The sequence below is a fragment of the Delftia sp. ZNC0008 genome, assembly GCF_000799035.1.
Classification (GTDB): Bacteria; Pseudomonadota; Gammaproteobacteria; order Burkholderiales; family Burkholderiaceae_C; genus Comamonas; species Comamonas tsuruhatensis.
Map to the genome: position 1 here is coordinate 25,043 of NZ_JTKZ01000862.1, position 18,438 is coordinate 43,480.

Consider the following 18,438-nt stretch of genomic DNA (forward strand, 5'->3'; position numbering starts at 1 on the left):
GGAAATCTATTTCCTTGCATCTTCGCGGTTTGTAATTTGTAAAAAATGCAAAAATATCTGTTTTTGATAAAAAAAGGAGCGCAAAGCGCTCCTTTTTATCTATCGAAAAATATTTCGATATCAGCGGCATTCAGCAGGGGAGTACTTTGCCAGAACGCCGATGTCGAGAGGTGTGAAACCACCGCCCAGACGGCGACCAGTGGACAAAGCAGTCGTCGCAGTCTCGCCAACACAAGCCCAGTCAAGAGCACCAGATTTACCCGCAGCCCATGCGGTCGGCAGAGTTACGGCAGCTTCACTTGCAGTGCCTGTGCGCATACGAGGATACAGTTGCAGCAAAACGCGGCTACCCAGGCTGCCGACATTGGCCGCATTGTAGCGAATTGCGATATGTTCAGCTGCAGCACCAGTGGCGGACGAGCCAGCAAGAGCAGAAGTGCCGTTGTCGCTGAAGAACACAGCGTTTACAAACTTGGAATTTGCGCCCGTGCCGCCTGCTTGTGCGTTCCATGTAGCAACAAAACGTTGATAGTCATTCAGGCTGGCAACTCCGTCGGTAGCCAAGCCAGAACGGGCTGGCTGTGCAAGGCCGAGGCCTTCAGTGATACGCGAGCGCACCGTGTAATCCTGATAAGCCGGCAGCGCAACGGCTGCCAAAATGCCGATGATCGCCACGACGATCATCAATTCGATCAAGGTAAAACCTTGCTGGATGGAACGCTTCATGAACTTCTCCTCATAGGGGTTGATTGCATGCTCTGTCGAGCAAGAGCCGTGCCAGCTGTGCTGGAGGGACCGAAGGTCCTTGCAATGTAGGGTTTGGTTGCAACTTACACGGTTGATGCGCATTCTCTGACAAATTGATCCAAGTTGCGTGACATTTTTGTCAAGGATGGTGAGCTTGCTAAAAATGCATTGGCGTAGCTTGTCAGTAGATCAAGCCGGTCCTTCAGGCCACCAGGAACTGCATCTGGGTGCCAGCGAGTTCCAGCGTGTCGCCATGCTGCAGCGGTGCAGCGCGGCGGCCGATTTCCTGGCCGTTGAGCTTGAGGCTGGGGGCGTCGCCTTCCAGCTGGGCCAGCACGAAGCCGTGGTGCTTCTGGGTGATGGAGGCCACGGCCACGCCGGGCTTGCCCAGGGTGGTGACGACCTTGACCAGGGGGACTTCGCGGCCGGCGGCGTTGCCGTTGAGCATGCGGATGGCGGCCTGGCGCGTGGCCAGGCCGGCCATGGAGGGGGGCAGGGTGTGGTCGAAGCCCGAAGGGGTCTCCGAGCTGAACTGCGAAGGCAGGTCCGCTTCGGCCAGCGGGGCGGGGCGGGTGGCCTCGACGGCGGCGGCAATGGCGGCAAGGGCCGAGCGCGAGGAGGCGCTGGCCTGCTGCTGGACGAAGCGGATCTTGTACTTGCCGATGTCCAGCAGGTCGCCGTGGTTCAGGGTCTGGCGCAGTATGGGCTGGCCGTTGACATAGGTGCCATTGGTGCTGCGCAGGTCTTCGATGATGACGGCACCGTCGACGATGCTGAGCACGGCATGCTCCCCGCTGACCGCGAGGTTGTCGATGACGATGTCGTTGTAGGGGCGGCGTCCCAGCGTGGTGCGCTCCTTGATCAGCTGCACTTCCTTGATGACGGCGCCGTCGATGGAGATGACCAGGGTCGGCATGCTCAAAATTCCTTTGTTATGCCCGGCTTGCACTGCACTGGGTGATCCGGAGCTGGGGTCTATCCAACTATTATGTCTGCGGCCCGGGCACGCCGGAGTCCGTCATCGTATTTGATACAGGCTATGGCTTGTCTTTGACCGATTGTTGGGTGTGCAATCATTTTTGACAATTGGAACCTGGGGTTTCTGCGTACGCAAGCGCGTCCATCGGATGGGTTCTGCCGTCGATCCCTGCGCTCTGTCTGGGCTCAATCGATGGCAGCGCAGGCGGCAGAGGGCGGGTTGGCCTGGAGTTCGATGAGCGCTGCGCTGATGTTGTCGTTTCCGCCTGCTTCATTGGCGGCCGTGAGCAGCGAGGTCAGCAGCACGGGCAGCGGGCTGGACTGCTTGAACAGGGCGGCAATGGCGTCGTCATCGAGCATGTCGGTAAGGCCGTCGGAGCACAGCAGGATGCGGTCGCCAGGCTGCAGCGGCCATTCATTGAAGTCGGGTGTGACGTCCTGGGTCACGCCCAGGGCCTGGGTGAGCAGGTGGCCCAGGCCGGACTGCCGGGCTTCGTGGTCCTGGATGCGGCCTGCATCGATTTCTTCCTGGAGCCAGGTGTGGTCCCGGGTCAGGCGCAGCAGTTGGCCATCGCGCCATCCATAGGCCCGCGAGTCGCCGAGGTGGGCCAGCATCAGCAGGCCGGGCAGCAAAGCGGCTGCGATGACGGTGGTGCCCATGCCGCGGCAGCCGGGTGTTTCCTGGGCGGCGGTGAGGATGGCGGCGTTGGCCAGGTTCAGGGCATTGGCAAGTGACTGCTGCAATTCCTGGCGGGCCTGCGGCGTGTTGGCCACGGGCGCCTCGGTGGTGGTGCTTTGCAGCGCCACGGATACCAGGCTGATAGCCATGGCGCTGGCGACTTCGCCGGCGTTGTAGCCGCCCATGCCATCGGCCAGCACGGCAATGGGCCAGGGCTGGGCGCTGGGGTGGATGGTGACGGCGTCCTCGTTGTTGTCACGGCGCCGGCCCACATCGGTGCGTGCAACCATGGCGCAGTACTGGGCAGGAGCTTGCTGCCGGGTGGGTTGGTCCGGGATTTTGGGGGCGCTGGGCATGGTGGCAAAGGACGGATTCGGCGGTGGTGCCATCAGTCCCTGGTGTGCAGATGCAATGGTGAAGACCGGTGCACAGCGTAAATGAAAACAGTGCGCGCAAGTGCCCGGAATGCGCGGGCGCAACGGCTCGTCAGCTTGACGCCACATCAAGATGGGTCCTCACAAAGCAAAAACGCACTGCCGGGGCAGTGCGTTCGTGATGCGGCGACGGTGCTGCCTGCGGCAGCGTCAGGCCTGGGCTGCGTGCTTTGCGCCGGAGCGAGCCTGCAGGAACTTGCCAATGCCCACGACCAGCACGGCGCCGGCTGCGGCCGCCACATAGTGCAGCCAGGGGTGGCTGATGGCGTAGCCGTGCAGCAGGCGGTCGTTGACGATGGTTTCTCCGCCGACCCAGCCGATCAGGGCGGCGCCCAGCGTGATGATGACGGGGAAGCGCTCCATGAGCTTGATCATCAGCGTGGAGCCGAAGATCACCAGCGGGATGCTGATGGCCAGGCCCAGGATCAGCAGGACCATGTTGCCCTGCGCAGTGGCGGCCACGGCGATCACGTTGTCCAGGCTCATCACCAGGTCGGCGATCAGGATGGTGCGGATGGCGACCATCATGCTGCCATGGCCCTTGGATTCGCCTTCATCATCTTCTTCGCCGGTCAGCAGCTGCAGGCCGATCCACAGCAGCAGGCAGCCGCCCACGATCTGCAGGAACGACAGCTCCAGCAGCTTTGCCGCGACCACGGTCAGGATGATCCGCAGCACCACGGCGGCGCCGGAGCCGAACATGACGGCTTTCTTTTGCTGTGCGGGAGGCAGCGAGCGTGCTGCGAGGGCGATGACGACGGCGTTGTCGCCAGACAGGATGATGTTGATCCAGACGATCTTCAACAGGCCGATCCAGAAATCGGCGCTTTGCAGGTATTCCATGGTTTCTCCGCTGTTATGAGTTGAAAAGCGCCAGGGCAGTAGCCTCTGGCGCTTTTTCTTTTTTGGAGTCGTCAGTGTAGGGCGGACTTGCCGCCTTACCGATTCGTAATTCTGCGTAATTTCTTCCTGGGGCGAACCCTGGATGTCACGCAGAACCGGTGCCGCTTAGATCAGGCCCTTGAGCAGGCGGCCCATTTCGGAGGGATTGCGGGTGATGACGAAACCGCACTCTTCCATGATGGCCAGCTTGGCGTCGGCCGTGTCGGCGCCGCCGGAGATCAGCGCGCCGGCGTGGCCCATGCGCTTGCCGGGAGGGGCGGTGACACCAGCGATGAAGCCGACGATGGGCTTTTTCATGTTGTCCTTGCACCAGCGGGCAGCTTCGGCTTCGTCGGGACCGCCGATTTCGCCGATCATGATGACGGCGTCGGTGTCGGGATCGTCGTTGAAGGCCTTCATCACGTCGATGTGCTTGAGGCCGTTGATCGGGTCACCGCCGATGCCTACGGCCGACGACTGGCCAATGCCCAGTTCGGTCAGCTGAGCCACGGCTTCGTAGGTCAGCGTGCCGGAGCGGCTGACCACGCCGACGCGGCCCTTCTTGTGGATGTGGCCGGGCATGATGCCGATCTTGATCTCGTCGGGCGTGATCAGGCCGGGGCAGTTGGGGCCCAGCAGCAGGGTGCGCTTGCCGCCTGCAGCTTCCTTGGCGCGCATCTTGTTGCGCACTTCCAGCATGTCACGGACGGGGATGCCTTCGGTGATGCAGATGGCCAGGTCCAGGTCGGCTTCCACGGCTTCCCAGATCGCGGCGGCAGCGCCTGCGGGGGGAACGTAGATCACGGAGACCGTGGCGCCCGTGCCTTGTGCGGCTTCCTTGACGGAGGCGTAGATTGGCACGTCGAAGATCTTTTCGCCGGCCTTCTTGGGGTTCACACCGGCCACGAAGCAGTTCTTGCCGTTCGCGTACTCGATGCATTTTTCCGTGTGGAACTGGCCCGTCTTGCCCGTGATGCCTTGGGTGATGACCTTGGTGTCTTTATTGATGTAGATAGACATGGTGTGTTCTCCGGGCCTGCTTACTTGACGGCTTCGACGATCTTCGTGGCCGCTTCGGCCATGGTGTCGGCGCTGATGATGGGCAGGCCGGACTCGGCCAGCATCTTCTTGCCCAGTTCTTCGTTCGTGCCCTTCATGCGCACGACCAGGGGCACTTGCAGGTTCACGGCCTTGCAGGCAGTGATCACGCCGGTGGCGATGGTGTCGCACTTCATGATGCCGCCGAAGATGTTGACCAGAATGCCTTCGACCTTGGGGTTCTTCAGCATGATCTTGAAGGCTTCGGTGACCTTCTCGGGGGTGGCGCCGCCGCCCACGTCCAGGAAGTTGGCCGGCTCGCCGCCGAACAGCTTGATGGTGTCCATGGTGGCCATGGCCAGGCCGGCACCGTTGACCAGGCAGCCGATGTTGCCGTCCAGCGAGATGTAGGCCAGATCGAACTTGGAGGCTTCGACTTCGGCGGGATCTTCTTCGTCCAGGTCGCGCAGTGCCACGATTTCGGGCAGGCGGAACAGGGCGTTGGCGTCGAAGTTGAACTTGGCGTCCAGGGCAATGACATTGCCCTTGCTGTCACGGTTCAGGGGGTTGATCTCGACCAGCGAGGCATCCGTGTCCATGTAGCACTTGTAGAGCTTCTGGCAGATGTCGATGAACTGGGCAGTGGAGTCGGCAGGCATGCCGATGCCCTTGGCCAGCTCTTCGCCCTGGGCCTGGGTCAGACCGACCAGGGGATCGACGAAGATGGTGATGATCTTCTCGGGCGTGGAGTGGGCCACTTCCTCGATGTCCATGCCGCCTTCGCTCGAAGCGATGAAGGCCACCTTCTGCGTGGCGCGGTCGGTCACGCACGACAGGTAGTATTCCTTCTGGATGTCGGCGCCGTCTTCGATGTACAGGCGGCGGACCTTCTGGCCTTCGGGGCCGGTCTGGTGCGTTACCAGCTGCATGCCCAGGATCTGGCCAGCCAGTGCCTTGACGTCGTCGATGCTCTTGGCAACCTTCACGCCGCCGCCCTTGCCGCGACCACCAGCGTGGATCTGGGCCTTCACGACCCACACGGGGCCGCCGAGCTTCTGGGCGGCCTCGACGGCCTCTTGCACTGTGAACGCAGGGATACCGCGAGGTACAGGCACACCAAACTGACGCAAGATGTCCTTGCCTTGGTATTCATGAATCTTCATGATGTCTCTCTCAAACAAATAGGGGGGGATTGACCCGGTAGCCCTGGGGTGCTGCCTCAAGGCGGAGTGACCTGGCAATCGCCGAATGTACCATGCTGCACTGCGCCATCCGACACGCCCCCATGCGCAGAATCCACAATTTCCTGCGGGCCAAGCAGCATGCCAGGAACTGTGCAATGCATTGATATGTCAGGGAAAAGACGGTTTCCCGACATTTCCTCCAGACGCCACAGCTCTTTTGTCTTATAGAGGATCTGCAGGCGGCCCTGCCCGCCGTTTGTAACAGGCGCATGTCAGCGGCCCTGGATCGCCGCTGCCAACCGTTTTGCGACAACGGGCGCAGGGGGACCCGGTTTCGGTGAGAATCCGCAGCTGGAACGCGGCAATGGTGCCGCAGCGGCTCCAGGAGGGCCGCGCAGCAGGAGAAATACAGCGATGGCAAAAGTCTTTATCGATGGCGAAGCAGGCACGACAGGGCTGCAGATCCGTGAGCGTCTGGTCGATCTGTCCGGCGTGGAGCTGGTCAGCATTGCGCCCGAGCTGCGAAAGGATCCTGCTGCCAAGCGTGCGCTGATCGCCGGCGTGGACCTGGTCATCCTGTGCCTGCATGACGACGCTGCGCGCGAAACCGTGGCCATGGTCGACGCCATCGAGGCCGAGACCGGCCGCGCCATCAAGATCATCGATGCCTCCACCGCCCACCGCGTGGCGCCGGGCTGGGTCTACGGCTTTCCCGAGCTGCGCAAGGGCCAGCTGGAAGCCGTCAAGGCTGCCACGCGCGTGGCCAACCCCGGCTGCTATGCCACGGGCGCCATCGCACTGCTGCACCCGCTGGTGGCGGCAGGCCTCATTCCAGCCGACTACCCGCTGAGCCTGCCCTCGGTGTCCGGCTACTCGGGCGGCGGCCGCAGCATGATCGAAGCCTACGAGGCCGGCACGGCCGCGCCTTACGAGGCCTATGCGCTGGGCCTGTCGCACAAGCACATTCCCGAAATCCTGCACTACACGGGCATGACGCGCCGCCCGGTCTTCATTCCTGCCGTGGGCAATTTCCGCCAGGGCATGCTGGTGCAACTGCCCCTGCATCTGGACCTGCTGCCGGGCGCGCCCAAGGCCGCCGATCTGCACGATGCGCTGGCCGCCCACTACGCGGCGACCAACACGCCCGAGCAATGGGTGTCGGTGCTGCCGCCCACCGAAGACATGAAGCTGGCTGCCGATACGCTGACCGACACGAACAAGCTGGAGCTGCGTGTGTTCGCCAATGAGCAGTACCGCCAGGCCGTGCTGATCGCCCGTCTGGACAACCTGGGCAAGGGCGCCAGCGGCGCCGCCGTGCAGAACCTGCAGATCATGCTGGGCCTGTGAGGCCCCCCGCGCCCCCGTCCTTGCCGGGCCGGCGCGGTCCGGTCTGGGGCCATGTACTGGCCCTGGCCGTGCTGTGTCTGCTGATCGTTGTGTTCGCCTGGAAGCTGCGGCCGGCATTGCCTTCCTCATCGCGCCTGCTGCTGAGTCCGCTGCTGGGCAATATGGAAGCCTGCCTGGTGCAGGACGGGCTGCGCGAGGATTTTCCCAAGGAATTCCAGCAGGTGCCTGCCAGTTGCCTGGGCCCTCAGGGCTCGGCCGCGGAAATGGTGAAAGCCACGCTGCAGCGCTTGGGCCGGCCGCAGGGCGAGGGGCTGGAGCTGGGCTATACGCTCAGCGTGCCTCTGCTGCGCTATGTGCAGTGGAACGGCCGGGCCTGGGAAGTCCGGGGCGAGGCGCTGGACCGCGTGGTGCGCACGGTGGCGCAGGCGCAGCGGCCCGTGGTGCTCTACCTGTTCGCCACGCATTTCGAGGTGCACTCCCAGGCCGAGGAGCGCCTGGCCGCCGATCCCGCCAATCTGGCCTGGACGCCCAAGGGACCGCTGCCGCTGGACACCTATCTGGGCGCGCGCATCTTCCCGTGGTCGGTTGCGCGGCAGGACAATGAAATCACGCGCGTGCGCAAGCTGGTGGTTGATGCCCTGGCCGAGCGCATGTGCGCTGCGGGCGATGCCGCCATGCATCCGCTGCGTGCGCTCACCGTGCTGGGCGAGACGCACCAGCTGTTCCCGGGTTTCGAGGCCGGCATGGGGTTCGCGGCCGAAGGCTATGCGGTCACCGACTACAGCCCTGCATCCGTGGCGGGCTTCCATGCATTCCTGCGCCAGCGCTATGGCGACATTGCGCGGCTCAATGCCCATCTGAAGTCGGAGTTCGCCAGCTTCGATGCGGTGGAGCCTCCGTCGCGCAACATCCGCAGCGAGCCGCTGCAGAACTTCTTCCAGCACATCGACAGCTATGCGGCTGGCACGGTCCCGGTGTCCGGCTGGGTCCACTCGCCCGACGCGAAGCTGCAAAAGCAACTGGCCGTGGCCGTCTTCGTGGACGGGCGCCCCTACTCGCACGCCCCCGTGCACATGCACCGCCAGGATGTGGCCCAGGCCAAGCCTGATTTCCTCACGCCCGATGTGGGCTGGCGTGCCGACATCCGCTATCCGGCGCTGGGCGAGGGCCTGCACCGCATCGACGTGGTGCTGCAGGCCGGCGGGCGCAGCCTGGGCCTGCTGGCCACGCGCCAGATCGCCGTGATGGACCGCCACCAGGGCGAGCCCAGGCCCCATGCCGCCGAGGCCTTGCCTGACTTCGGCAAGCTGCCCGATGGTGTGGAGTTCTGGGTGGACAGCCCGCAGGACCGGCTGGCGCTGTTCTACAACCCGCTGGTGACGGACTGGAACGATTTTCGCGAGCAGCAGGTGGCCGACTATATCCAGGGCTTTTCCGAGCACATCGGGCACGGCTGCCTGGGCCGGGTGCCTCGCTTTGCCCACCAGCTCAACCCCCATGCGAATCCGAGCTGGGACGCCAGCCGCTACGCCGTGGAGCGCAGCCTGCAACGCATGCCGGGGCTGTCCCTGGGTGTCAGCCTGTATGGCGAAGACACCTATGGGCCGCTGGTCGGCCAGATGCTGCGCCGCTATGGCCACACGGCCTATGGCGTGACGGAGTTCCATCCGCTGGTGGCACTGTCGCCGCAGCGGCTGGAGAAAGTGCTGACCATGCACCGCCGCCAGGGCGCGCGCTTCCTGTCCTTCTTCATGGAGGCGCGTCCCGAGGACGCGACCGGCACGCAGTCCAGCAACGAGTTCTCCTTCGATGCGGACAACCGCGCGCACGGCTCGGACGCGCTTTACCGCTCGCTGCGCCAGGTGCTGCAGCCGCACTGACCTGCCGCGCGCAGCCTTTCCCATGTCTTCAGCGCACAGCAGTTCCCCTGCAGCCGCAGGCCGGGCCACCGCCATCGGCCTGCTGGCCGTGGTGTGCTGGAGCTGCACCGTGGGCCTGATGCGCTCGGTGGCCGAGCCGCTGGGCGCCGTGGGCGGTGCTGCCATGCTCTATACGGTCAGCGCCTTGTGCGTGGCCGCCGTGCGCGGCCTGCCCAGGCCGTCGCAGTGGCGGGCCATGCATCCGGCCTACTTCTGGGGCTGCGGCCTGCTGTTTGCGGTCTATGAAATCTGTCTGTCGCTGGCGATCGGTCTGGCGCAGGACCGCGCCCAGGCACTGGAGCTGGGGCTGATCAATTACCTGTGGCCCAGCCTGACCATCGTCTTGGCGGTGCTGCTGCGCCAGCAGCATGCGCGCTGGTGGCTGTGGCCCGGCGTGCTGCTGTGCCTGTGGGGTCTGACGCGCGTGCTGGGCGGCGAGTCCCTGCAGATGCATGACATGGCAGACCACATGCTGGCCAATCCGCTGGCCTATGGACTCGCCTTTGGCGCGGCCCTGCTGTGGCCCTGCTATTCGCTGGCTGCTCGGCGCTGGGGTGGGGGGCACAATGCCGTGGGGTTGTTCCTGATCTGGACTGCGCTGGCGCTGTGGATCAAGTGGCTGTGGCTGGGTGGCGAAGGCGGCATGCACTGGTCAGGCACCGTGGTGCTGCAGCTGCTGGGCGTGGGCGGGCTCACGGCCATGGGCTACAGCTGCTGGGAGCACGGCATACAGCACGGGCATCTGGCCGTGATGGCGGCGGCCTCGTACTTCACGCCCGTGTTCTCTGCCTTGCTGGCCAGTGCCTGGCTGCAGGTGCAGCCGGGCTGGGGCTTCTGGCAGGGCGTGGCGCTGGTGACCGTGGGGTCGCTGGTGTGCTGGGGCGCAACCCGGCGCGTGGATTAGTTGCCTTCGTCTGCAGCTCCGTCATCCCAGTCTTCGCTGCGCCCGCGCAGCACCTTGCTCGCTATTTCTCCGCCAAAGCCGCGCGCGGCCAGAAAGCGCATCTGCTTGAGGCGTTCCTGCGGGGTGGCCGGCGGTGAGCCGAAGCGCTGGCGCCATACGGCATGGGCGCGCTGCAGTTCGGTGGCGCGCAATTGTTCTGCGGCGGCGCGCACCAGGCCATCGTCCAGCCCCTTGCTGCGCAGCTCCTGCACCACGCGCGATGTGCCAAAGCGCGCGGCCTTGCGATGCAGCACGGACTCGGCCACGCGCTCGGCGCTGATGAAGCCGCGCTGCTCCAGCGCGTCGAGCATGGCGCCCAGGTCCTCGCCTTCCTCCACATGGGGGGCGAGCTTGCGTTCCAGCTCCAGCCGTGAATGTTCGCGCTGGCCCAGCAGCTTGAGCGCCCGGCCCTTGAGCGACAGCTTGGCGAATCCCATGCGGCAATGTCTCCTGAATCATCCCGAATAAAAAAGGCCCCCACGCTCCCCTTGCTGCGCAAGGTCCGCTGCCTCCCAAGGGGGCCGCTTTTTTGCCTTGGGGCGTCCCGGCGATAAAAAAGGCGCAGACGTGAGCCTGCGCCAAGATGGCAAACACAGTGTGTGCAGGCGCGGCGGCGCCTGCTGTGAGGGGTCTGGGCGCTCAGGCTTCGATCACGCCGTCCTTGTCGGCCTTGGCCTTGGCGCCCTTGGCGGCCTTGGCTTCGGGGGCATCGCCGCCGGCCGTGGGCAGCAGGGCAATGCCCAGGCTGTCGCGCACCTTGTTCTCGATCTCCACGGCCAGGCCGCTGTTCTCGCGCAGGAATTCGCGGGCGTTGTCGCGACCCTGGCCGATCTTTTCGCCGTTGTAGGCGTACCAGGCCCCCGACTTGTCGAGGATCTTGGCGTTGACGCCCATGTCCAGGATTTCACCTTCGCGCGAGATGCCTTCGCCGAAGAGGATGTCGAACTCGGCGGTCTTGAACGGGGGCGAGACCTTGTTCTTGACGACCTTGACCTTGGTTTCGTTGCCGATGGCTTCGTCGCCCTTCTTGATGGTGCCGGTGCGGCGGATGTCCAGGCGGACCGAGGCGTAGAACTTCAGCGCATTGCCGCCCGTGGTGGTTTCGGGGCTGCCGAACATCACGCCGATCTTCATGCGGATCTGGTTGATGAAGATGACCATGCAATTGGTCTTCTTGATGGTGGAGGTCAGCTTGCGCAGCGCCTGGCTCATCAGGCGGGCCTGCAGGCCGGGCAGCTGGTCGCCCATCTCGCCTTCGATTTCGGCGCGCGGTGTCAGTGCGGCCACCGAGTCCACGACGATCATGTCCACGGCGCCCGAGCGCACCAGGCTGTCCACGATTTCCAGGGCCTGCTCGCCGGTGTCGGGCTGGCTGATCAGCACTTCGTTGAGGTTCACGCCCAGCTTCTGGGCATAGCTGGTGTCCAGCGCGTGTTCTGCGTCGATGAAGGCGCAGGTGCCACCCTGCTTTTGCATTTCGGCGATGACCTGCAGCGTCAGCGTGGTCTTGCCCGAGGATTCAGGGCCGTAGATCTCGATCACGCGGCCACGGGGCAGGCCGCCCACACCCAGGGCGATGTCCAGGCCCAGCGAGCCGGTGGAGACGACCTGGATGTCCTGGATGGCTTCGCCTTCACCCAGGCGCATGATCGTGCCCTTGCCGAACTGCTTTTCGATCTGGGCGAGTGCGGCCTGCAGGGCCTTGGCTTTTTCACTGTTGGCGGTGGTGACGGCGGTGTTCATGCGGACTCCTGGGTTGGGTATGGATTCAGCTCTGTATTTGCATTCAGGCTGGATGCTTGAACAGTAGTTTATGGGCTTGCTGTCTTGATTTGTTGGTGTTTTTAGTCAGTTTTCCTGACTTGTTGGATTTGCCTCCACAATGCATCCATGAGTGAGCTTTCCCCCGTCACGCCGCCCGCCGACGCCTGGCGCCAGACCCACCTGGGCCGGTTGCTGGGCCATGCCATGCGGCGGTTCGACGCGCGTGTGCTGCAGCTCATGGCGCGCGATGTGGAGGTGCCGCTGGCACTGTCCAACCTCGCTGCGCGCGACAAGGTGGGGGCGGCCCATATCCACATCACGCGGCATCTGTCGCTGGCTGGCGACCGGCTGACGGACCTGGCAGAGCGCGCAGGCATGACCAAGCAGTCCATGGGCGACCTGGTGGCCCAGTGCGAGGCCTGGGGCCTGGTCACGCGCGAGAGCGACGAGCGCGATGCGCGCGCGCGCCGCATCCGCTTCACGCCAGCGGGCCTGGCCTGGCTGCAGGCTTTCCATGACGCCGTCTCCCAGGCCGAGGCCGAATTCCGCGAGGAAGTCGGCGACGACATCGCCACCGTGGTGGCGCTGGGGCTGGAGGCCTACGCGGGCGGCGGCTCACTCGGGTAAGGTCCCTGCCCGCACTGCGGGGCGCATCCTAGAATCCTGGGAATTAAAGGCGCGCATTTCCAACTCCCAGAGCGCGCCTGCATTACAGGAGACATCCCCCATGCGCATTCTGATTGCCGAAGACGACCAGGTCCTGGCCGATGGCCTGCTGCGCAGCCTGCGCGGCTCGGGCGCCGTGGTCAGCCATGTGGCCAATGGCAGCGAGGCCGACACCGCGCTGATGACCAGCAGCGAATTCGATTTGCTGATCCTGGACCTGGGCCTGCCCAAGATGCACGGTCTCGAAGTGCTCAAGAAGCTGCGCGGCCGCGGCGATGCGCTGCCGGTGCTCATCCTCACGGCGGCCGACAGCGTGGAAGAGCGCGTGCAGGGGCTGGACTACGGTGCCGACGACTACATGGCCAAGCCGTTTGCGCTGTCCGAGCTGGAGGCGCGCGTGCGCGCCCTCACGCGGCGCGGTATGGGCGGCGCCAGCAGCACCATCAAGCACGGCCCGCTGGTCTACGACCAGGCCGGCCGCGTGGCCACCATCGACGGCAAGATGGTCGAGCTGTCGGCGCGCGAGCTGGGCCTGCTGGAAGTGCTGCTGCAGCGGGCCGGCCGGCTGGTCAGCAAGGACCAGTTGGTCGAGCGCCTGTGCGAGTGGGGCGACGAAGTCAGCAACAACGCCATCGAGGTCTACATCCACCGGCTGCGCAAGAAGATAGAGCGCGGCCCCATCCGTATCGCCACCGTGCGCGGCCTGGGCTACTGCCTTGAGAAGATCGCGTCCTGAGGCCGCAGCCGTGGCTGTCAGGCCCGGGTTGGCTTGCCTGCGCATAGTGGTGGTTGCCGCGGGGCCGTGAACCCGTCGTAAGGGGCTGCCCGCCGATGAAAATCTTCCAGCGTGAACAGCGCTCCCTGTTCGGCGAGATCCTTGACTGGATGCTCACGCCGCTGCTGCTGCTGTGGCCCGTGAGCCTGGCGCTGACCTGGCTGGTGGCCCAGGGCCTGGCCAACAAACCCTTCGACCGCGCGCTGGAATACAACGCCCAGGCGCTGGCCCAGCTGGTGATGGTGCAGCACGGCAAGGTGCTGTTCAACCTGCCGCAGTCGGCCAGCGAGATCCTGCGTGCCGACGAGTCGGACACCGTGTATTTCCAGGTGCTGGGCGTGAAGGGCGAATACCTGGCCGGCGAGCGCGACCTGCCGCCGCCGCCCGAGCCCGACGAGGCTCTGACTGGCGCGGCGCCTCCAGGCTTGCCGTCCGGCGGCACCGTGCAGCTGCGCGATGCGGAATTTCGCGGCATCGATCTGCGCGTGGCCCATGTCTGGGTGCGCATGCCCCTGCCGGGCGAACCGCAGGCCCTGGTTCAGGTGGCCGAGACGCGCGAAAAGCGCAGCGTGCTGGCCACGGAAATCATCAAGGGCGTGATGCTGCCGCAGTTCGTCATCCTGCCGCTGGCCGCGCTGCTGGTGTGGCTGGCGCTGGCGCGCGGCATCAAGCCGCTGCACCGGCTGGAGGAGCGCATCCGCGCGCGCCGGCCCGAGGACCTTTCGCCCATCAACCACAAGGACGTGCCGCTGGAAGTCGTGCCGCTGGTGGATTCGGTCAATGACCTGCTGGGCCGCCTGGGCGACTCGCTGGCCACGCAAAAGCGCTTCCTGGCCGACGCGGCCCACCAGCTCAAGACGCCGCTGGCCGGGCTGCGCATGCAGGCCGAACTGGCCCAGCGCGAAGGCGTGAGTACGGGCGAGCTGCGTCAGTCCCTGGCCCAGATCGCGCGCTCCAGCATCCGTGCCACGCACACCGTCAACCAGTTGCTGGCGCTGGCGCGTGCCGAGAGCGCGGGCCTGGGGCGGGGCCTGGCCATGCAGCCGTGCAACCTGGTGCGCATCGTCACCGACGTGGTGCGCGACTGCCTGCCGCGCGCCATGGACAAGCATGTGGACCTGGGCTATGACGGCGCCGAGTCCTCGGCCGCCGGCGTCTGGCTGCAGGGCAATGCCACGCTGCTGACCGAGCTGGTGCGCAACCTCGTGGACAACGCCATCAACTACACGCCTTCCACCAGCAGCCGGCCGGGCATGGTCACCGTGCGTGTGCTGGCCGATCCTTTTGGTCAGGTCCTGCTGCTGCAGGTGGAGGATTCGGGGCCGGGCGTGCCCGAGGCCGAGCGCGAGCTGGTGTTCCAGCCGTTCTACCGCGTGCTGGGCTCGGAGGCCGATGGCTCGGGCCTGGGCCTGCCCATCGTGCTGGAGATTGCGCGCCAGCATGGCGGCCAGGTGGTGCTGGAAGATGCGCATCCGGGCCAGCAGCCGCCGGGTGCGCGCTTCAGCGTGCGCTTCACGGCACTGCGCTCGCCGCCGCCTAAGCCTGCGGCGTAGGCGGCACCGGTTCCCCATCTGCCGGCGATTCATCGGGGGCCACAGGCGCCACCGCCACCCGTCCGGGCGTCTGCGCTGCATGGTCCACCAACCAGTTGCGGAAGATGCCCAGTGTGCCGTGGTTGGCGCGGTCGGCCGGATAGCACAGCCAGTAGCCCAGGGCACTCTGGTAGCCGTGCTGGGGCAGGGGCTCGTTCACCAGGCCGGCGGCAATCTCGTCCTGCACCAGGCAGCGCGGCACCAGGGCGATGCCCATGCCCGCCATGACGGCGCGGATGATGGTCTGGAACTGGTCGAACTGCGGGCCTGCCAGCGGGCTGATGCCGTGGATGCCGTGGGCCTCGCTCCAGCGCGCCCAGGCGTCGGGAATCGTCACATGGCGCAGCCGCGTGCAGCGCGCCACGTCCTGGGGCGTGGTGATGCGGGCCTCGGGGCCGGAGCCGCGCGGCGGCGCGATCAACGCGACCTGGCGGCCCACCAGATAGTGGGCGTGCGCGCCGCTCCAGTGCCCGTCACCGAACAAAATCGCGCAGTCCAGCCCCGGACTGTCAAATTGGTAGCTGTGTACGTAGGGTACAAAGTGCAGGGTGATCTGTGGATAGCGCTGCTGGAACTGGGGCAGCCTGGGGATCAGCCACTTGGCAGCGAAAGTCGGCAGCGATGACAGGTGCAGCGCGCCTCGGCTGTCATCGCTGGTGATGAGTTCGAGAGTGGCTGCCTCCAGTTGGCCCAGCAGGGCGCGCACTGCGCGCTCATAACGCTCGCCCGCGGGTGTCAGGCTCAGCCGCTTGCGCTCGCGTTCGAACAGCGACACGCCCACCCACTTCTCCAGTTCCTGGATCTGCTTGCTGACTGCGCTTTGCGTCAGGTGCAAGGCTTCGGCCGCGCGCGAGACACCTCCGAAGCGCACCACGGTGGAGAAGGCGCGCAGCAGATGTATGGGCGGGTTGAGGCGGCGCAAACTCATGACAGGGATATGATGAAACTATTCCTGTTCGGAATATTAACAGGCACAGTATTTGCTTTTTTTGTGAGCAGATTTCTTTTAATCTGACCTTGTTTGTAAGAAAGATCCTATGCAACGACGCCATTTCCTTGCTTCCATCGCCGCTTCTTCTGTCGTTCCTGGAATGTCCTTCGCCCAGGAAACCACCCGTCCCCTGCGCATCGTCGTTCCGTTCCCTGCTGGCGGTTCCACCGACATGGTCCCGCGCAACATGCAGGACGTGCTGCCCAAGCTGCTGGGTGGCCAGGCCGTGGTGATCGAGAACAAGGCCGGCGCTGGCGGCTCCATCGGCATGGCCGAAGTGGCGCGTGCCACCGACGGCGTGACCTTCGGCATTGCCACGCTGTCCACCCATGGCGTGAACCCCGCCGTGTTCAAGAAGCTGCCCTATGACGCCATCAACGACTTCGTCGGCGTGACCGAGATCGTCAAGGCACCCGGCGTGATCGTGATCAACCCCAAGCTGGTGCCTGCCAACAACTTTGCCGAGTTCGTGAAGTACCTGAAGGCCAACCCCGGCAAGGTCAGCTTCGCCACGCCCGGCAACGGCACCATCGGCCACATGTGGGGCGCCCAGTTCATGAAGAGCACGGGCACCGAGATGCAGCACATTCCCTACCGTGGTGCAGGCCCGGCCATCAACGACGTGCTCGGCGGCCAGGTGCCCGTGTATTTCGACCAGGTCGCGTCCTCGCTGCCCCACATCAAGGGCGGCAAGGTCAAGGCCCTGGCCGTGTCCTGGCATGAGCGCCTGGACGTGCTGCCCGATGTGCAGACCTACGCCGAAGCCGGCCACGCCGACCTGAACGATCCTTCCTGGTTCGGCCTCGTGGCCCCCAAGAGCACGCCGCCCGAGCAGATCGCCCGCGTGCAAAAGGCCATCGCGGCCGCGCTCAAGGACCCGGCCGTGCAAAAGCGCATGGCTGCCCAGGGCCTGTACATCTCCGGCACCAGCAGCGATGCTTTCACCAAGCAGATCGCCAGCGAAGTGGCCAAGATGAAGAAGATTGCCGCCACGGCCCAGATCCAGCTGGATTAAAGGCTCCCCCTGAGGCGCTTTGCGCCTTCCCCCTCTCTCGCTTCGCGGGAGGGGGACGACGCCCTCGCTGCGGGGCGGCCCTTGCTCGGCGTCCCTGGCCTGGGACGCGCCAGTTTCATGGCGGGCTGGCCGCAGCGCAGCGGTGCAATGCGTAACCGAGATAGACCACTTCCTCATGCATCCCGTCCTGCGACTGATCAGTCAGAACTTCCTGCAATCCCTGCCCGGCGCGGCAGGCTCCGGCGCGGCCGATGCCGCGCAGCCCATGGTGACCAGCGTGGCCGGCACCAGCGCCGTGGTGCTGGACTCGCCGCACAGCGGCACGGTCTACCCGCAGGACTTCGGCTCCTGCCTGCCGCTGGCCACGCTGCGCCAGGCCGAGGACACGCATGTGGAGAAGATCTATGCCTTTGCGCCAGGCATGGGCGTGGGCTGGGTGGAGGCGCATTTCCCGCGCATCTACCTGGATGCCAACCGCGACACCACCGAGATCGACACCACCATGATCGAAGGCGACTGGCCGCTGCCCGTCACCACCGACCAGGTCGTGCTGCAGAAGGTGCGCCTGGGCAAGGGCCTGATCTGGAAGTTCACCGACGAGGGCGTGCCCATCTACGACCGCCAGTTGCCGGCCTCCGAGCTGCTGCAGCGCATCGAGCGCTGCTGGAAGCCCTACCACGCCGCCGTGGAGCGCGCCATTGACGCCGCCCATGCACGCCATGGCTACAGCATCCACATCAACTGCCATTCCATGCCTTCCGTCGCCGCCAGCCATGCCACGCTGCACCCGGGCCTGGTGCATGCCGACTTCGTCATCGGCGACCGCGACGGCAGCACGGCCAGCCCCGCGCTGTCCGAGCGCATCTGCGCCTTCCTGCGCGAGCGCGGCTACAGCGTGGACTACAACCATCCCTACAAGGGCGTGGAGCTGGTGCGCCGCTACGGCAAGCCTGCCGAGCACCGCCACAGCATCCAGATCGAGATCAACCGCAAGCTCTACATGAACGAGCAGACCCTGGAACTGGACCAGGCCGGCTACCTGCGCCTGACCACCGATCTGAAGGTATTGGTCGAGCAGCTCATGGCCACCGACCCGCGCGCGCTCTGACCCGCGGCGGCTGAAATGAAAAAGGCCCGCGATCCTGTGATCGCGGGCCTTTTCGCATGGCGTGCCCAACGGGTTCAGCAGGGTTTGAACGGCTTGCCCTCGAAGGCCTTGCCGCCCATGGCCTCGACCTGGCTGCGCAGTGCGGCCGTGGCCTGGGGCAGGCGCAGGGTGTAGAGCGTGATGTCGGGGCGCTCCTGCACCACGCGGGCCGTGCGCACGCCCTGGCGCGCGAAGTTGGTCAGCTCGCGCGTGGCCGCTTCCTCGGTGGAAAAGCGGCCCAGCGACAGGCCCGGCTCCAGCGCACCGCCCGGGGCCATCCACATGAAATCCTTGGCCACCTCGGTCCACGAGAACAGGCCGGTCAGCGTGGCCGCGA

The 18,438-nt window shown here is 65.3% G+C and carries 17 protein-coding genes and 1 pseudogene; 8 read left to right on the forward strand and 10 right to left on the reverse strand.

Annotated features, from left to right (window positions below; translation table 11 throughout):
• Window positions 1–120: 120 nt before the first annotated feature.
• From L995_RS34750 to sucC, 6 genes are all read right to left on the reverse strand, one after another.
• Window positions 121–726 carry a pilin gene (locus L995_RS34750; protein ID WP_034366228.1) on the reverse strand — a complete coding sequence of 202 codons (606 nt, stop codon included), beginning with the start codon at window positions 724–726 and terminating at the stop codon, window positions 121–123.
• 223 nt (window positions 727–949) lie between these two features.
• Complete coding sequence (locus tag L995_RS27745; RefSeq protein ID WP_047474576.1) at window positions 950–1,663, reverse strand: FHA domain-containing protein; 714 nt, start codon at window positions 1,661–1,663, stop codon at window positions 950–952.
• 248 nt (window positions 1,664–1,911) lie between these two features.
• Entirely contained in the window at window positions 1,912–2,694 is a 783-nt protein-coding gene (locus tag L995_RS27750) for a PP2C family protein-serine/threonine phosphatase (RefSeq protein WP_047474588.1), read from the reverse strand.
• 294 nt (window positions 2,695–2,988) lie between these two features.
• Window positions 2,989–3,681, reverse strand: a complete 693-nt coding sequence (locus L995_RS27755; RefSeq protein ID WP_016449393.1) for a TerC family protein — start codon at window positions 3,679–3,681, stop codon at window positions 2,989–2,991.
• A gap of 165 nt (window positions 3,682–3,846) precedes the next feature.
• The gene (gene sucD, locus L995_RS27760; protein WP_016449394.1) at window positions 3,847–4,740 is read right to left on the reverse strand and encodes a succinate--CoA ligase subunit alpha; all 894 of its coding nucleotides are present in this window, start codon (window positions 4,738–4,740) and stop codon (window positions 3,847–3,849) included.
• A 20-nt stretch (window positions 4,741–4,760) separates the two neighbouring features.
• Window positions 4,761–5,921 (reverse strand): ADP-forming succinate--CoA ligase subunit beta, encoded by a 1,161-nt coding sequence (gene sucC / locus L995_RS27765; protein WP_016449395.1) that lies wholly within the window; start codon window positions 5,919–5,921, stop codon window positions 4,761–4,763.
• Window positions 5,922–6,356: 435 nt separating this feature from the next.
• Here sucC and argC point away from each other — a divergent pair, with 435 nt between their 5' ends.
• From argC to yddG, 3 genes are read left to right on the forward strand one after another with little or no spacing between them, the layout of a single operon-like run.
• Window positions 6,357–7,289, forward strand: a complete 933-nt coding sequence (gene argC, locus L995_RS27770) for an N-acetyl-gamma-glutamyl-phosphate reductase (protein ID WP_047474578.1) — start codon at window positions 6,357–6,359, stop codon at window positions 7,287–7,289.
• A gap of 20 nt (window positions 7,290–7,309) precedes the next feature.
• Complete coding sequence (locus L995_RS27775) at window positions 7,310–9,169, forward strand: hypothetical protein (RefSeq protein ID WP_151019365.1); 1,860 nt, start codon at window positions 7,310–7,312, stop codon at window positions 9,167–9,169.
• 22 nt (window positions 9,170–9,191) lie between these two features.
• Window positions 9,192–10,112, forward strand: a complete 921-nt coding sequence (yddG, locus tag L995_RS27780) for an aromatic amino acid DMT transporter YddG (RefSeq protein WP_047474580.1) — start codon at window positions 9,192–9,194, stop codon at window positions 10,110–10,112.
• Here the strand turns inward: yddG and recX are convergent.
• Window positions 10,109–10,588 carry a recombination regulator RecX gene (recX, locus tag L995_RS27785; RefSeq protein ID WP_047474582.1) on the reverse strand — a complete coding sequence of 160 codons (480 nt, stop codon included), beginning with the start codon at window positions 10,586–10,588 and terminating at the stop codon, window positions 10,109–10,111. The two genes, yddG and recX, sit on opposite strands and share 4 nt — an antisense overlap.
• A 202-nt stretch (window positions 10,589–10,790) precedes the next feature.
• Window positions 10,791–11,894 carry a recombinase RecA gene (gene recA, locus L995_RS27790; protein ID WP_016449400.1) on the reverse strand — a complete coding sequence of 368 codons (1,104 nt, stop codon included), beginning with the start codon at window positions 11,892–11,894 and terminating at the stop codon, window positions 10,791–10,793.
• A 147-nt stretch (window positions 11,895–12,041) separates the two neighbouring features.
• On the opposite strand from recA, the gene L995_RS27795 reads away from it, so the two are divergent.
• From L995_RS27795 to L995_RS27805, 3 genes are all read left to right on the forward strand, one after another.
• Window positions 12,042–12,542 (forward strand): MarR family winged helix-turn-helix transcriptional regulator, encoded by a 501-nt coding sequence (locus L995_RS27795; protein ID WP_016449401.1) that lies wholly within the window; start codon window positions 12,042–12,044, stop codon window positions 12,540–12,542.
• A gap of 100 nt (window positions 12,543–12,642) precedes the next feature.
• On the forward strand, window positions 12,643–13,317 hold the full coding sequence (locus L995_RS27800; protein ID WP_012202808.1) for a response regulator: 675 nt from the start codon (window positions 12,643–12,645) through the stop codon (window positions 13,315–13,317).
• Window positions 13,318–13,412: 95 nt separating this feature from the next.
• On the forward strand, window positions 13,413–14,909 hold the full coding sequence (locus L995_RS27805) for a sensor histidine kinase (RefSeq protein WP_047326381.1): 1,497 nt from the start codon (window positions 13,413–13,415) through the stop codon (window positions 14,907–14,909).
• Here the strand turns inward: L995_RS27805 and L995_RS27810 are convergent.
• The gene (locus L995_RS27810) at window positions 14,893–15,876 is read right to left on the reverse strand and encodes a LysR substrate-binding domain-containing protein (protein WP_047474584.1); all 984 of its coding nucleotides are present in this window, start codon (window positions 15,874–15,876) and stop codon (window positions 14,893–14,895) included. The genes L995_RS27805 and L995_RS27810 overlap by 17 nt on opposite strands.
• A 109-nt stretch (window positions 15,877–15,985) precedes the next feature.
• Here L995_RS27810 and L995_RS27815 point away from each other — a divergent pair, with 109 nt between their 5' ends.
• Both L995_RS27815 and L995_RS27820 read left to right on the forward strand, forming a co-directional pair.
• Window positions 15,986–16,954, forward strand: a complete 969-nt coding sequence (locus L995_RS27815) for a Bug family tripartite tricarboxylate transporter substrate binding protein (protein WP_026062916.1) — start codon at window positions 15,986–15,988, stop codon at window positions 16,952–16,954.
• 175 nt (window positions 16,955–17,129) lie between these two features.
• Window positions 17,130–18,062 (forward strand): N-formylglutamate amidohydrolase, encoded by a 933-nt coding sequence (locus tag L995_RS27820; protein ID WP_047218928.1) that lies wholly within the window; start codon window positions 17,130–17,132, stop codon window positions 18,060–18,062.
• A gap of 74 nt (window positions 18,063–18,136) precedes the next feature.
• Here the strand turns inward: L995_RS27820 and L995_RS27825 are convergent.
• A pseudogene (locus L995_RS27825) lies at window positions 18,137–18,438 on the reverse strand (hypothetical protein); the annotation flags it as partial.

Coding starts and splice junctions, on each gene's coding strand:
- L995_RS34750 (WP_034366228.1), bottom strand. CDS start 726: ATGAAGCGTTCCATCCAGCAAGGTTTTACCTTGATCGAATTGATGATC.
- L995_RS27745 (WP_047474576.1), bottom strand. CDS start 1,663: ATGCCGACCCTGGTCATCTCCATCGACGGCGCCGTCATCAAGGAAGTG.
- L995_RS27750 (WP_047474588.1), bottom strand. CDS start 2,694: ATGGTTGCACGCACCGATGTGGGCCGGCGCCGTGACAACAACGAGGAC.
- L995_RS27755 (WP_016449393.1), bottom strand. CDS start 3,681: ATGGAATACCTGCAAAGCGCCGATTTCTGGATCGGCCTGTTGAAGATC.
- sucD (WP_016449394.1), bottom strand. CDS start 4,740: ATGTCTATCTACATCAATAAAGACACCAAGGTCATCACCCAAGGCATC.
- sucC (WP_016449395.1), bottom strand. CDS start 5,921: ATGAAGATTCATGAATACCAAGGCAAGGACATCTTGCGTCAGTTTGGT.
- argC (WP_047474578.1), top strand. CDS start 6,357: ATGGCAAAAGTCTTTATCGATGGCGAAGCAGGCACGACAGGGCTGCAG.
- yddG (WP_047474580.1), top strand. CDS start 9,192: ATGTCTTCAGCGCACAGCAGTTCCCCTGCAGCCGCAGGCCGGGCCACC.
- recX (WP_047474582.1), bottom strand. CDS start 10,588: ATGGGATTCGCCAAGCTGTCGCTCAAGGGCCGGGCGCTCAAGCTGCTG.
- recA (WP_016449400.1), bottom strand. CDS start 11,894: ATGAACACCGCCGTCACCACCGCCAACAGTGAAAAAGCCAAGGCCCTG.
- L995_RS27795 (WP_016449401.1), top strand. CDS start 12,042: ATGAGTGAGCTTTCCCCCGTCACGCCGCCCGCCGACGCCTGGCGCCAG.
- L995_RS27800 (WP_012202808.1), top strand. CDS start 12,643: ATGCGCATTCTGATTGCCGAAGACGACCAGGTCCTGGCCGATGGCCTG.
- L995_RS27805 (WP_047326381.1), top strand. CDS start 13,413: ATGAAAATCTTCCAGCGTGAACAGCGCTCCCTGTTCGGCGAGATCCTT.
- L995_RS27810 (WP_047474584.1), bottom strand. CDS start 15,876: ATGAGTTTGCGCCGCCTCAACCCGCCCATACATCTGCTGCGCGCCTTC.
- L995_RS27815 (WP_026062916.1), top strand. CDS start 15,986: ATGCAACGACGCCATTTCCTTGCTTCCATCGCCGCTTCTTCTGTCGTT.
- L995_RS27820 (WP_047218928.1), top strand. CDS start 17,130: ATGCATCCCGTCCTGCGACTGATCAGTCAGAACTTCCTGCAATCCCTG.